Here is a 12,217-nt window from a genome sequence, read left to right on the forward strand (position 1 = left end):
CTGGATCGTCGCCTACAACACCGACTATCCGCATCAGTCCTTGAACAACATGACGCCTAAACAGTATTTTGAATCGTTTAACGCTCAACCCAAGGAGCCCGTTCTAACAAATTTTGCCCTTGCTTAAATAGTGGCATTACACTTGGGTTCGAGCCCAAACGGTCTATACGCAAAAAGGGCTCCCGAGAACCGGGAACCCTTTTTGCATATCAACTGCCCCAATTGGACGAGTTTCGCAACTGGTTAATGTAGTTCAGCTCTATGTCAACCTGGTAGAAATGACCAATCGAGCAAAATGGTCAAATGAGTTTCCGCGCAGATGAGTTTACGGTAAACAATGCATTATTTTACCTTTTAACTTCGGATAAGTGACCGCCCGTTTCAATCTGATACCCGACTTGGCTTCCCGCCATAGTAGGAGTGGCAATATATTTGTAGGAAATGCTTTTATTCACACACGTAATTTTAAATCCCTCGATAATTTGACCACAAAAAGCTTGGCCAAAATTTAAATCACTAAAGTCGCTGGGGAAGTTACCCATGTGCTCTGTTGCATAACCTTCGGTGCTGTTTGATGCGGCTCTTAGAATCCGAATAATTGGTTTTTCCGAACCGGACGCGTCGCTGGGTTTAGCTAAGACCGGCGCCGTGGAATAAACTAAGTGATATTTGATTTCCCTTTCCATAATGGCTTGGGCAACTCCTAAATCCTCCAATTCAAAAAGCACTTCTTCATATTTTTTGTTTGCAGCATTGGCGCGCTCCTTTTTTGCATCCCTTGAATACAGTTCCAATCTCGCCCGTATCTCCTGCGACCTTGCCGGCGGGGCAGGATGGTCCATATGCTCTTTTAGGGCTTGCATCACGGTTTCATCATACTTAGCCATCAATGCCCGTGTCATCGCATCTATTTTCTTAATTCTTTCTATATTCTTTTGATAATAACTTTCAACTTGCGCAAGGCATTCTTGCGGATTCTGTTTATTCTTTTGAATTATATCAGCTAGCTCGTCATAGATTGGTCGTTTCAAATCCTCAATGGCGTCATATTGTGAATCAGCGAACAGCAACGAACTATGTAGCAACAAAAAAACGGTTAATAAAATCGGCTTTATCATTCGTAACTCTTTCTTTAAGAATATGCAAAAACTGCCCCGCATGGACTCGAACCATAGTCAATCTCTGGGCTTATCTCTGACCACCGCGGGGTGGCTTATTGGTATCGTACCATCATTGGGCTCTGCTCGCCTGTTACTTTATATTCCTTAAAATAGGTGACCTCTCGAAGCTTCCGCTCTGACTCAAGATACCTGATCATGGCGCTGACCCTGTAGGTCCCCTTCTTTGGAGATGTACATCCTGTATTCGAAGACTCAAAATCATGGCCTAGCTGGTCATAAATGATAGTGGTGGCTATCCCCGGCTTCAGCGTCTCGCCCATATGGTTGACACAGCTTGTGCATGGAAACACGACATCGAACGCCCATTCAACCCATTTATTATTTACAAACTTGTCAATGGAAAGTGGATACAAATCAACATTTTGGGTGAGATCATTAAAAAGCGTAATTTTGACCTGATCCCCGACATTAAACTGTTCCCGTTCAAGCTGAATGCGGAATCCTGTCTGCGTGCGTTCCCCTATATCAACCGTGTAAACATTGTTCTTCTCGTCGACCGCTACGACACATCCGTCTTTAATCGAAAGGTCCTTAACAAAAATCCGGTGGATTTCAACATTTTTCTTGCCAGCAATTTCAATTCGGTAAAGTCTCTCTTCCCAAGCCGGCTGCCCGTTGGCCTGGTCTTCAGCCTGAAGAAATGCGTCAAAATATACCCCTGACCGGCTCCTTGTTTTAAAGCTGGATTCCCGATAGTCAACTGAATAGCTCTTTCCGTCCGCGTTCACAACAGATAAGACAGGAGTTGAAGCCTGACAGAACGCCTCAGTCGACAAAAACATGGCAATGATCATTAAGAAAATATTTTTCGGCATTCAATCCTCCCTTTAATCTGCACACATAATAGCTTCAACTTTGCCATTCTCAACAAAGGGGTGGCAGCCAAAGTTCATCGCGAACTCTGAACATCGTCCACTGATGATCAAGGCTTGCCCATTAACAATCTGAGCCTTTTGTTCCGGAGTCAACTCAGCAATGCAGTGGCCATGACAGTCCCTTGCGTCCTGACAAACATTCCCTTTGTCGTCAGTCCTAAGATTGCACCGCTCTGGCCCCAAACCCCAACGCCCCCAATTACCATTGAGCGTTGCACATTCTTCCTTGGTCAAGTAAAGAGCTTCCAGATTTCTTGGGATCACAACCGAATATTGTCTGCCACGTTCGTCCAAGACGATCACCTTGCCGTCTTTCTCCTTAAGCGAAGTGATGAAAACCCATTGAACGTCTTCTTCTTCCAGGGGATTGATTTGAACGGAATAAATTTCCCTTTCCCAAACTTTTTTATTGGATTTATCCCACACCTCGATCCGGCCGACGCGGCCGTCGTTGTTGGGTGCCTTGACCATGAGCCCTTTAAAAGAAAGCGGCGGAACCTGGGGTGGGGCGATTCTTTTAGCGTACGTTTGAGTAGGGTAAAATATTAGAAAAAAACCGAAAATCAAGCAGATTGTCTTCATTGTTTTCCTCTCTATTTATCTCCACGAATTTATCTAAAGTATATCATTCTCAAAATGCCATTTCTAGAAACAATAGGGGGCCCGGGATGGGCTGGAATCCTATAAACCTAATAAAATCTTGTTGAAACTATATCTCCCTTATAAACCTTGTAATCTTTATACAATGTTTCCACTTTTGCCGTTTCCTCTTCTACTGCGATTACCTTAAGCTGAGTAAAGCGGGTGTCTTTGGCGTCCCGAGCAGTAAGTTCCATTCCGACCTTTAGGCCGTCTTTTTTACCTCTATTCACAATCCCTTTCTTCCTGTTTACTTTTTTTACCACTTCCCCTGAAATTGGCTCCTTCAGAAGGAACTCTTGCCATTGAGCTGACAGCTTCGGAAACCCGTCTACTTTCTTATTTTCATCCCCCTCGCGAAGATAGAAATAACCGAAACGATTATTTCGAGGCTCGTTACCCTGATTAATTTTATTTACAAAATCAAGAACTTGATTTTCAGAAACCAAATAAAGTCGATCTCCCCAATTTATCGGTAAAAACCGGGTTGGTGTACCTTGGAAACCCTTTTGAATATTAGGCCTCTTAGGAGACAAAATCAAAATCCCGTCTTTAAACGTATACGGCCCCTCATTCTCATCATACGTTCCCAGGCAACCTCGCCACTTAAAAGAAAAGGTCCCATCTTGGGATAAATTTAAGTCATTGTTAACACCCAAACCGTCTCCAAAAGAATATTTTCCTGATAACTGTGCGGGACCTACTAAAGTTTCTGCAGAAACTATCTGAGAAAAAATCACCAGAAAGAAGCACGCTAAAGAAATAAATAATTCTTTTCGGAAAACCATCTTTGCGCCTCCTTGATTTTATTTTTTATTCAAATACTCAAACGCCCAAAGGTAAAAACGCTCCGCCTGCTTAAAGATATCCGACGCATCGCTTTCACGAAACTCACGATTGTCATAGGCAATGGCGTTCTTCTTAGCAATGATGCGGCGGACAGACGCAACCTGTTTTTCAACGCCCGCAACTGACGCCCGTCCTAGCAAATCCACTGTCTGCATGTGGTCTTCTCCGGATGAACGCAAGCCTTGAGATTTAACCAATAAAGCATCGCACGAAGAAATCACGCAATGCACAGCGTTCAATCCAACAGCGGTCCACATACGGTTTTTAAAAGCGTGCTGCATGGTTTCATAAAACTCTTCTGCTTTATTCCAATAGACCACATATTCGCCTTGGTCAACGGAACGCGTTTTCAAATGTTTCATCATCGTAAGATTTTCTCCAATCTATCACCATAAATGAGTTGATAGGATTTGAGAATGTTGGGAACGGGACCTGTTTTCTTCTTGGCATTAGCCTTAAATTCGGAAATGCTGTTGATATAAGGAGAAATGAGGTTCCCCCAGGAGGAAGACAGCCCTTGATCTATGTCAGCAAAAAGTAGTTCGGCTTTTTTCTTAAGGTCAGAGGTTTTTGCAACGACAAAAAGATCCACGTCGCTGGCCGCCCGCTCTGTCTTAGCTTGGACGCTCCCAAAAAGTGCGACGCTTACGATATCGTCCTTAAGCGCCGATTTCTTTATGGACATGCGGATATTATCAAATAACCGTTCGCTTAAAGCACTCTCGAACGAAAAGAGTGGCTTTAAAACTTCAGAAACAATCGCCCGCTCTTCATTCAAGCGAAATAGGTGGGTCTTCCCGACTGCGTGCATGACCAACACACCTTCTTGAAGAAGGCCCTGCAGGATTTCATGTGCCGTTTTAGGGGTTACTCCGGCCATCTTTGCCATTTGGCGGCCGCTTAACTCTCCTGCCGTCCGGCAAAGAATACGGAGAGCCCGAACCTTAACCTCGCTATTCAAAATCTTGTCTAGGGGATTATTCAATCGCATATACGTTTCCTAATGTAAACATCTGTTTACCTAAGTAAACAGATAATACCCCAAAAGTTGCCGTTTGTCAAATTTAAAAGGTTGGTGTATTTTGTCCACCAAGATAACGATTTTGTGCCAAGCCCCAAAGAGAGATACCTTGCCAGAAGCATTCGATTAAATGGGTTCGAAAATCGATTAAACACTGCCGATTAAAAAATTGGCACTTTAGAGATAAAAAGATACGTTCGATAGAAAAATAGGCGAATATGTGGCAAGCATTTATCAAACCCTGTGCATTGGCTTATTTGGTCGAGGAGTTCAAAAATATAACGCCCTAACCCTTTGACACGCTAAGCAATAAAAAAACCCCGACCGATATGCTCGATCAGGGTTTTTATTATCTCTCAACGGGGAAATCAAGAGAATTGTATGGCTGCCCCGCTTGGACTCGAACCAAGATACTGAGATCCAGAATCTCATGTCCTACCATTAGACGACAGGGCAAAAGTACCACTAAACTACCAAATCTTATATTCAGAAAACTTTTGCCCTAGCCCTTGTTGCCTTTGACAAGGGCAGGGCAAGAGTCTTAACAATCTTTCTCTATATATTATGACTTGCTGCCGCCGGCAGGGCCAAACCACCGCCACAGCCCCCAAGTATACCAAAATCCCTCAAAAAATCAACGCTTCCGTCAGGGGCGGCTGATCGGACTTACCAGAGGACCCTTTGGAACCAAGCGTCGAAATCTGCGACTTTTTGGGCGACCGTTTCACAGCCGCTCAAGGCCACAACGCCGGACAACAGGAGAATCAAAAGCAACCGGTTTTTGCGCATCGCGTATCCTTTCGGAAACAGGTTATGCGAAGGTCTTTTGCAAAAAAAGGATCGTCTTCTCTTTTCCCAGAACCGCCATGGTCTCGAAAAGCCCCGGTCCGACGGACTTTCCGGTCAACGCCACCCGCACGGGGTGGACCAGGTCACCCGCCTTCATGCCCAGCTCCTCGACCACGCCGCGAAAGGCGGCTTCGGTATTCGCGACGCTAAAATCCGCGACCCCGTCCAGCCGTTTGGCCAGCCCTTCAAAAGCCGCAGTCTTGTCGGCGGTCAAATACTTCTGCCGGTCCTCCGGCAAGACCTGGACCTCGCCGGTGAACAGATACGCCGTCCAGTCGGCGAACTCCATCAGGGTGGAGATCCGCGTGTGATACAATTTCACGATGCCTTCCAGATGTTTCCGGTCGGGGGCCTCTCCGAGCCAGCCTTTTTCGCGCAGGACAGGAATGAGGATCTCCGTCAATTCGGGCAACGGCATTTGCTTGATATACTGGGCGTTGATCCATAGCAATTTGTCCATGGAAAAGGCGGCCGCAGCCTTGTTCACCTTCTTGATGGAAAAATTTTTCACGGCCGCGTCCAGGTTGACGATTTCCTGGTTATTCCCCGGCGACCAGCCCAGCAGCATCAGATAGTTCACGATCGCCCCCGGTAAAAACCCGTCCTTCTGGTACTCGCTCACCGCCGTGGCGCCGGTGCGCTTGGACATACGGCCGCCTTCCGGGTCCATGATCAGCGGCAGGTGCGCGAACTTGGGCGGCTTGAAACCCAGGGCCTGATAAATGATAATCTGTTTCGGGGTGTTGGAAATGTGGTCTTCGCCGCGGACAACGTGCGAGATCTCCATCAACGCGTCGTCCACAACGCAGGCAAAACTGTACGTTGGTGCGCCATCGGACTTCATCAGTACCTGGTCTTTGAGCGTCTCGGTGTCGAACTGGATCTCGCCGCGGATCAGGTCAAAAATCTTGACCTGCTCGAGCGGCATCTTGAGGATGACGGCCGGACCGTCACAGTAGGCCTTGTCTTCACTGATAAGTTTCTCGGCGTATTGCCGGTAAATGTCGAAGCGTTCGCTCTGGCGGTAAAATTCGTCCCAGTTGAGTCCCAGCCAGGTCATACTGCGGAGGATCTCCTCCTCATACTCCGGCTTGGAACGCTCGCGGTCGGTATCCTCGATGCGCAGGACGAATTTGCCGCCCTGGGACCGGGCGTACATCCAATTGAACAGGGCTGTCCGGGCCCCGCCGATATGCAAAAACCCCGTCGGACTCGGGGCGAATCGAACTTTAATCATATATTTGCTCTTCTGGGAATGACAGACGGTGCGGGAGGAAAACGCGAAGGCCTTCCGCTCTTACGGGACAACCCCGATTTGTTTCGCGAGCTTGACGACCACCCGCTCAACACGGGCCCTGTCCTCGGCGCTCACGTCCACGAATTCAATGCCGACGTCGTAAAACATCGGCTTTGCCGGATCCTCGTTCTTGCGGCGGATGGACCAGACGACCTTGCCCTGGCATTTGATGTGGGCGCCCAGGTCCATCAGGTCCAGCTCGACATCGACCAGGGAAAACACTTTGAGGTTCTTCTTGATGACCGCGCTGATCCCTCCCACGCCGACGTTGTCGGTGTGCGTCAGGAGGGATTCCTTTTTGCCCTCGTCATAACGCAGGACGATCAGGCAGGGATAATTGACGCGGGGAAATTTCCTGCGGTTCAGTCCGTCCCAGGCGCTCATGGCAATCTCCTTTGTACGCGGATCATGTCCCGGGTCTTGCCGGTCTTTTCATCGACGGAAACGACCACACCGTGCAGCCGGACATCGTCCGTGGCGACCTCAAACCGCACGGGCATGCTGGTCAAAAATCGCTGCAAAATTTTTTCTTTGTTCTGCCCGATCACGGAATCGTACGGCCCGGTCATCCCCAGGTCCGTGATGTAGCCGGTGCCGTTGGGCAGGACCTTTTCATCCGCGGTCTGGACGTGCGTGTGCGTGCCGACCATGGCCGTGATCCGCCCGTCGGCGTAAAACCCCATGGCCACCTTCTCGCTCGTGGTCTCGGCGTGAAAATCCAGAATGATGATGTTCGTCTGCGTCCGGATCTCCTCGACGATCGCGTCCAGCGCGCGGAAAGGACATTCGACATTATAACGCATAAAAACCCGGCCTAAAAGATTTATTACACCGATTTTGGCCCCCGAAGGCATGGTGACAACGCGCCAGCCGCGGCCCGGGGTCCCGGGAGGGAAATTGGCCGGACGGATGATCGGATTTTCCTTGCCAAGGTATTCAATAATCTCGAAGTGGTCCCAGGTGTGGTCGCCCATGGTCAGAATATCGCACCCCTCGCGAAAGAGCTGTTCGGCGATACGGGGGGTGAGCCCGGCGCCTCCGGCGGAATTTTCCGCGTTGGCGATCGTCAGGTCGATGCTGTACTCCTGCTTCACGGCCGGCAACAGCTCGATCAGGGCCTGGCGGCCGGCCTTGCCGACCAAATCACCGATGCAAAGGATGTTCATGGACCAGCCAATGGCTAATGGTTAATGGCAAACAGAAAAATCCGGACTTTCTATTTCGCGTATTCAATCGCCCGGGTCTCGCGCACGACCACGACCTTGATCTGCCCGGGATATTCCATTTCCTGCTCGACGCGCTTGCGGATATCGCGCGCCATCACGATCGCTTCGTCGTCATTGATCTTGTCCGGCATGACCATGATGCGGACCTCGCGGCCGGCCTGCAGGGCGAAGGCTTTTTCCACGCCCTTGAACGAGTTGGCGATTTTCTCCAGGCTCTCCAGGCGCTTCACGTAGGTTTCCAGCGTTTCGGCGCGGGCCCCCGGACGGGCGGCGCTGATCGCGTCCGCCGCGCACAGGAGGGTCCCGTAAATGGAGTTGGACTCCACCTCGTTATGGTGCGCAGCCACCGCGTTGACCACGATCTCGATCTCACCGTACTTGCGGGCCAGGTTCGCCCCGACAATGGCGTGTGTGCCTTCTTCGACTTCCTGGCTGACAACCTTGCCGATGTCGTGAAGAAGCCCGGCGCGGATCGCCGGTTTGGGGTCAAGCCCCAGCTGCGCGGACATGTGGTTCATGAGGTGCGCGACCTCTTTGGTGTGCTGAAGACCGTTCTGTCCGAAGCTGGTGCGGTATTTCAGGCGGCCGACGAGTTTCAGGAGCTCCGGGTGCATGCCGTGGATCCCCAGTTCAAAAGCGGCTTTGTCGCCTTCTTCCTTGATCTTGTTCTCAATTTCCTTCTTGGCCTTTTCCACGACCTCTTCGATGCGGCCCGGATGAATGCGTCCGTCAGCGATCAGGCTCTCCAGGGCGATGCGGGCGATCTCGCGGCGCATCATGTCAAAACCCGAGATGGTGACCGCTTCCGGCGTGTCATCAATGATGACGTCCACTCCCGTGGCCATTTCCAGGGCGCGGATGTTGCGGCCCTCGCGCCCTATGATCCGGCCTTTCATCTCATCGCTGGGCAGGGCCACGACGCTGATCGTGGTCTCGGCCGTGTGGTCCGAGGCGCTGCGCTGGATGGCGGTGGCGATGATGTTGCGGGCGATCTTGTCCACGTTTTCCTTGACCTCTTCCTCGGCCCGGCGGATCCGGGTGGATTTTTCCTGGGTCAATTCCTCATCCATTTTGGCGAGAAGCAGGGCCTTGGCCTCTTCCGAGGTCATGGAAGAGATGGTCTGCAGCCGCTTCTTTTCCTCTTCGATGATCTTCGCCAATTCGTCCTTGCGGCCCCGCAGGGAGTCCTCCTCTTGTCTCACCTGGGTCAGGCGGGCGTTGATATCCTTTTCTTTCTTCTCCAGGAGGTCCACCCGCTTGTCCAGGTTTTCCTCCTTCTGCAGAATGCGTTTTTCGGTCTGCACCAGCTCGTCGCGGCGCTCCTTGGTCTCGCGCTCGAAATCCTGCCGGAGTTTCAGCATCAATTCCTTGCCGGCCAGCTCCGCCTCTTTGCGGCGGCTTTCGACCTCACGCGAAGCGGATTCCGTCAATTCTTTTGCCTTCTGTTCCGCTTCCCGGAGTTTTTTGCCGGCAAAAAAGGACCGGATCAAATACCCCGCGAAAAACACCAGGCAGAACAGGGAAAACATGACAAAGCTTTGGATATAGATATTTTGATCTTCGAACATGGTTCCTCTCCCTCTATGTCAGGAACAGGACAACCGCCCTGCTCCACGGATATGGTTGAAACTAAGATTGCTCGGCCTTCGTTGAATGCAAACGAGACAGCTTCCAGGGCCCAAGGTCATGGCCCTGACGATCACACCGTGACCGTTTTTTCAAAATCAGGAATTGGTGACGAGGATGGAAACCGGGAGGTCGTGGTTGTCCCGCGGTAGGGAGTCAACCACCTGGAAGTCAAAGGCGAGTCCGACAGTGGGCGTGTCCTTGGGAAGACGGGCCAGGAACCGGTCATAATAACCGGCGCCTCGGCCGAGGCGGCGGCCGGCCGCGTCGAAAGCGACGCCGGGCACGACCGCCAGGTCAATGTCTTCCAAAGAAAGGACCCGGCCGCATTCGGGCCTGGGAACAGGCACGCCGTACGGGCCGGGTTCACAATCTTTCTCATAATCGTCGATCAATGTGGGAACGATCATTGTGCGTTCTTTTATGATTGTCGGAATTGCCACTTGTTTGCCTAACTTCCGGGCTCGATTGATCATCTCAACGGTTTCCACTTCGCCATCAAACGCCGCATAAAACAGAATCGTGTTTGCCTTCACAAACTCTTTCAGGGCAAACAACTTTTCTAAAATCACCAGACTTTTATGGCGACGATCTTCCTCCTTCTGGTTTCTTAATAAGTTGAGTGCGCGATTTCGAATTATTGTTTTGGTTTCAGAGACCACATTCAAGAACCTGGCCCAAACGGGTAAACACAACAAACGCAACATAAGATATCCGGTCGGGTTATGACAAAACCCTCTGAACACCGAATTTTTAGAAATTGTAAACCTTTATATACTATCATTTTTTATAAAAGCGGGCAACCCTATTTTGCCGGGGGCGAGGGCCGGGAACGGCTTTGCAGGCGTTCCTTGACCGCTTTTTCCAGGCCTTGGTCGGTTGGCTGGTAATACGTTTTTTTCTCCGGCATGTATTCCTGGTCCACATAATGCCCGGGAAAGTCGTGAGCGTATTTGTAATCCTTGCCCCGGCCGAGCTTTTTGGCGCCGGAATACGAAGCGTCCTTCAGGTGGGCCGGGACCTCCTGGGTCTTTTCGCCGGCAACGTCCTTCAGTGCCTGATCGATTCCCAGGTAGACCGCGTTGGATTTGGGCGCGCAGGCAACATACACCGCGGCCTGGGCCAGCGGGATCCTGGCCTCGGGAAGCCCGATGAATTCCGCGGCCTGCATGGCGGCGGTGGCCAGCATCAGGGCCCGGGGATCGGCATTGCCCACGTCCTCGGCCGCGCAGATGCAGATGCGCCGCGCGATGAACCGGGGGTCTTCCCCGGCATAGATCATCTTGGCCATCCAGTACAGGGCCGCGTCCGGGTCTGACCCTCGCATGGATTTGATAAAGGCCGATGCCGTGTCGTAATGCGCGTCGCCGTCTCTGTCGTAATTGACCTGTTTGCGCTGGATGGATTCCTGGGCAACGGCGATGTCCAGATGCACCGCGCCGTCTTTGTCCGTCGGGGTTGTCCGGCAGCCGACCTCCAGGGCGTTGAGGGCCTTGCGCGCGTCGCCGTCGCAAATGTTGGAAAGGAAATCCAGCGCCTCGGCCTCCGGCCGGATATTCATGTTCCCCAGCCCGCGCTCCTTGTCCTGAAGGGCCCGGGTCAAGATGGTCTTGATATCTTCCGGGGACAACGGCTTGAGCTCAAAGACCAGCGACCGGGACAACAGCGGCCCGACCAGCGAAAAAAACGGATTGAACACTGTGGCGCCGATCAGGATCAAGTGGCCTTCCTCCAGGTCGGGCATAAGCACATCCTGCTGGGCTTTATTGAAACGGTGGATTTCGTCGATGAAGAGCACGGTCTTGCGGCCGGTGGCAAGGCGGCGGTTTTGCGACCCGGCGATGATCTTGCGGAGCTCTTCCACATTGGACGAGACAGCGTTGACCCGTTCAAAAACCGTGCTCGTTTTTTGCTGAATGCACTGGGCGAGGGTTGTCTTCCCGGACCCCGGCGGGCCATAAAGGATCAGGGAACTCAGCCGGTCGGCTTCGATGGCGCGCGTCAGGAGTTTGCCGGGGCCGAGGATATGCGCCTGCCCGACATACTCCTCCAGCGACCGCGGCCGCATCCGGGCGCTCAGGGGGGCGTCTTTGGAGAGGACTTCGTTCTCGATTTCGGAGAAGATGGTGTTGGAATTATCTCTGGCGGGAAGTTTCTTTTTCATGAGAAGAAGATCCTGCGATGGGTTACGAACTCATTGACCCCGGCTGCTTCAACCGCTCCGAAATCAAAAACCGATTTCGGAGACGAAGCAAGACGCCGGGGTCTGTTCCGGCATTAACTTGCGTTCGCTATCGCTCCGCAAGTTAAGCCGTCATAGAAAATCCCCGCAATGCCGTTGGGAAAAGTTAAAGGTGAACCGAGTCACCAGGTGGGAACATGGCTAAAGTGCCCAAGGGCAATTAGACGTTAGCTCCCATTTTTAGAGTGTTGGTTCTTTTTAACTTGACCCTCACGCGCACCGCAGGGACAAAATCAGTCTAACACGATTCGCGTGATTCTTCAAACAGGCATTGCGCCGGATCGGCTTCAATCCTTGAATAAAAAATCTTTATGCGGAGAGGCGGATTGACGGGTGGAAAAGGCGGCGTCATCGAACGCCACGGCCCCATGATCTCAAACGGCTGCGGGCTTCACCGTTAGCCCCTTTTGGC

At 51.5% G+C, this 12,217-nt stretch carries 13 protein-coding genes, 1 tRNA gene and 1 other RNA gene; all 15 read right to left on the bottom strand.

Going from position 1 to position 12,217, the window contains the following annotated elements; all coding sequences use genetic code 11:
* Positions 1–347: 347 nt before the first annotated feature.
* The 15 genes from Q8Q08_00050 to ssrS all read right to left on the bottom strand — a co-directional run bounded on the left by Q8Q08_00050 (position 348) and on the right by ssrS (position 12,036).
* Positions 348–1,118 (bottom strand): hypothetical protein, encoded by a 771-nt coding sequence (locus Q8Q08_00050; GenBank protein ID MDP2652410.1) that lies wholly within the window; start codon positions 1,116–1,118, stop codon positions 348–350.
* Positions 1,119–1,213: 95 nt separating this feature from the next.
* Positions 1,214–1,996 (bottom strand): hypothetical protein, encoded by a 783-nt coding sequence (locus tag Q8Q08_00055; protein ID MDP2652411.1) that lies wholly within the window; start codon positions 1,994–1,996, stop codon positions 1,214–1,216.
* A 12-nt stretch (positions 1,997–2,008) separates the two neighbouring features.
* Positions 2,009–2,638 carry a hypothetical protein gene (locus Q8Q08_00060; protein MDP2652412.1) on the bottom strand — a complete coding sequence of 210 codons (630 nt, stop codon included), beginning with the start codon at positions 2,636–2,638 and terminating at the stop codon, positions 2,009–2,011.
* Positions 2,639–2,745: 107 nt separating this feature from the next.
* Positions 2,746–3,483: a hypothetical protein gene (locus Q8Q08_00065; GenBank protein ID MDP2652413.1), complete on the bottom strand. Its 738-nt coding sequence runs from the start codon at positions 3,481–3,483 to the stop codon at positions 2,746–2,748.
* 18 nt (positions 3,484–3,501) lie between these two features.
* Positions 3,502–3,909 (bottom strand): hypothetical protein, encoded by a 408-nt coding sequence (locus Q8Q08_00070; GenBank protein ID MDP2652414.1) that lies wholly within the window; start codon positions 3,907–3,909, stop codon positions 3,502–3,504.
* Positions 3,906–4,535 (bottom strand): nucleotidyltransferase domain-containing protein, encoded by a 630-nt coding sequence (locus Q8Q08_00075; protein ID MDP2652415.1) that lies wholly within the window; start codon positions 4,533–4,535, stop codon positions 3,906–3,908. The genes Q8Q08_00070 and Q8Q08_00075 overlap by 4 nt, the downstream gene beginning before the upstream one ends.
* A gap of 412 nt (positions 4,536–4,947) precedes the next feature.
* Positions 4,948–5,021 (bottom strand) — tRNA-Gln (locus tag Q8Q08_00080).
* Positions 5,022–5,231: 210 nt separating this feature from the next.
* The gene (locus Q8Q08_00085) at positions 5,232–5,354 is read right to left on the bottom strand and encodes a hypothetical protein (GenBank protein ID MDP2652416.1); all 123 of its coding nucleotides are present in this window, start codon (positions 5,352–5,354) and stop codon (positions 5,232–5,234) included.
* A gap of 22 nt (positions 5,355–5,376) precedes the next feature.
* Positions 5,377–6,651, bottom strand: a complete 1,275-nt coding sequence (gene gltX, locus Q8Q08_00090; GenBank protein ID MDP2652417.1) for a glutamate--tRNA ligase — start codon at positions 6,649–6,651, stop codon at positions 5,377–5,379.
* 60 nt (positions 6,652–6,711) lie between these two features.
* Complete coding sequence (locus Q8Q08_00095) at positions 6,712–7,095, bottom strand: PilZ domain-containing protein (protein ID MDP2652418.1); 384 nt, start codon at positions 7,093–7,095, stop codon at positions 6,712–6,714.
* Positions 7,092–7,877, bottom strand: a complete 786-nt coding sequence (locus Q8Q08_00100; GenBank protein MDP2652419.1) for a TIGR00282 family metallophosphoesterase — start codon at positions 7,875–7,877, stop codon at positions 7,092–7,094. The genes Q8Q08_00095 and Q8Q08_00100 overlap by 4 nt, the downstream gene beginning before the upstream one ends.
* Before the next feature lie 50 nt (positions 7,878–7,927).
* Entirely contained in the window at positions 7,928–9,505 is a 1,578-nt protein-coding gene (gene rny, locus Q8Q08_00105; GenBank protein MDP2652420.1) for a ribonuclease Y, read from the bottom strand.
* Between the two features lie 156 nt (positions 9,506–9,661).
* Positions 9,662–10,270 (bottom strand): 5-formyltetrahydrofolate cyclo-ligase, encoded by a 609-nt coding sequence (locus Q8Q08_00110; protein MDP2652421.1) that lies wholly within the window; start codon positions 10,268–10,270, stop codon positions 9,662–9,664.
* A 98-nt stretch (positions 10,271–10,368) separates the two neighbouring features.
* The gene (locus Q8Q08_00115; protein ID MDP2652422.1) at positions 10,369–11,631 is read right to left on the bottom strand and encodes a replication-associated recombination protein A; all 1,263 of its coding nucleotides are present in this window, start codon (positions 11,629–11,631) and stop codon (positions 10,369–10,371) included.
* Positions 11,632–11,883: 252 nt separating this feature from the next.
* A non-coding RNA gene (ssrS, locus tag Q8Q08_00120) (6S RNA) lies at positions 11,884–12,036 on the bottom strand.
* Positions 12,037–12,217: the final 181 nt, after the last annotated feature.

This window comes from Candidatus Omnitrophota bacterium (genome assembly GCA_030688425.1).
GTDB lineage: Bacteria > Omnitrophota > Gorgyraeia > Zapsychrales > JANLHA01 > JAUYIB01.

What these genes read in the sequence shown, in the direction of transcription:
- Q8Q08_00050 (MDP2652410.1), bottom strand. Translation starts at nt 1,118, where the DNA reads ATGATAAAGCCGATTTTATTAACCGTTTTTTTGTTGCTACATAGTTCG.
- Q8Q08_00055 (MDP2652411.1), bottom strand. Translation starts at nt 1,996, where the DNA reads ATGCCGAAAAATATTTTCTTAATGATCATTGCCATGTTTTTGTCGACT.
- Q8Q08_00060 (MDP2652412.1), bottom strand. Translation starts at nt 2,638, where the DNA reads ATGAAGACAATCTGCTTGATTTTCGGTTTTTTTCTAATATTTTACCCT.
- Q8Q08_00065 (MDP2652413.1), bottom strand. Translation starts at nt 3,483, where the DNA reads ATGGTTTTCCGAAAAGAATTATTTATTTCTTTAGCGTGCTTCTTTCTG.
- Q8Q08_00070 (MDP2652414.1), bottom strand. Translation starts at nt 3,909, where the DNA reads ATGATGAAACATTTGAAAACGCGTTCCGTTGACCAAGGCGAATATGTG.
- Q8Q08_00075 (MDP2652415.1), bottom strand. Translation starts at nt 4,535, where the DNA reads ATGCGATTGAATAATCCCCTAGACAAGATTTTGAATAGCGAGGTTAAG.
- Q8Q08_00085 (MDP2652416.1), bottom strand. Translation starts at nt 5,354, where the DNA reads ATGCGCAAAAACCGGTTGCTTTTGATTCTCCTGTTGTCCGGCGTTGTG.
- gltX (MDP2652417.1), bottom strand. Translation starts at nt 6,651, where the DNA reads ATGATTAAAGTTCGATTCGCCCCGAGTCCGACGGGGTTTTTGCATATC.
- Q8Q08_00095 (MDP2652418.1), bottom strand. Translation starts at nt 7,095, where the DNA reads ATGAGCGCCTGGGACGGACTGAACCGCAGGAAATTTCCCCGCGTCAAT.
- Q8Q08_00100 (MDP2652419.1), bottom strand. Translation starts at nt 7,877, where the DNA reads ATGAACATCCTTTGCATCGGTGATTTGGTCGGCAAGGCCGGCCGCCAG.
- rny (MDP2652420.1), bottom strand. Translation starts at nt 9,505, where the DNA reads ATGTTCGAAGATCAAAATATCTATATCCAAAGCTTTGTCATGTTTTCC.
- Q8Q08_00110 (MDP2652421.1), bottom strand. Translation starts at nt 10,270, where the DNA reads ATGTTGCGTTTGTTGTGTTTACCCGTTTGGGCCAGGTTCTTGAATGTG.
- Q8Q08_00115 (MDP2652422.1), bottom strand. Translation starts at nt 11,631, where the DNA reads ATGCGGCCGCGGTCGCTGGAGGAGTATGTCGGGCAGGCGCATATCCTC.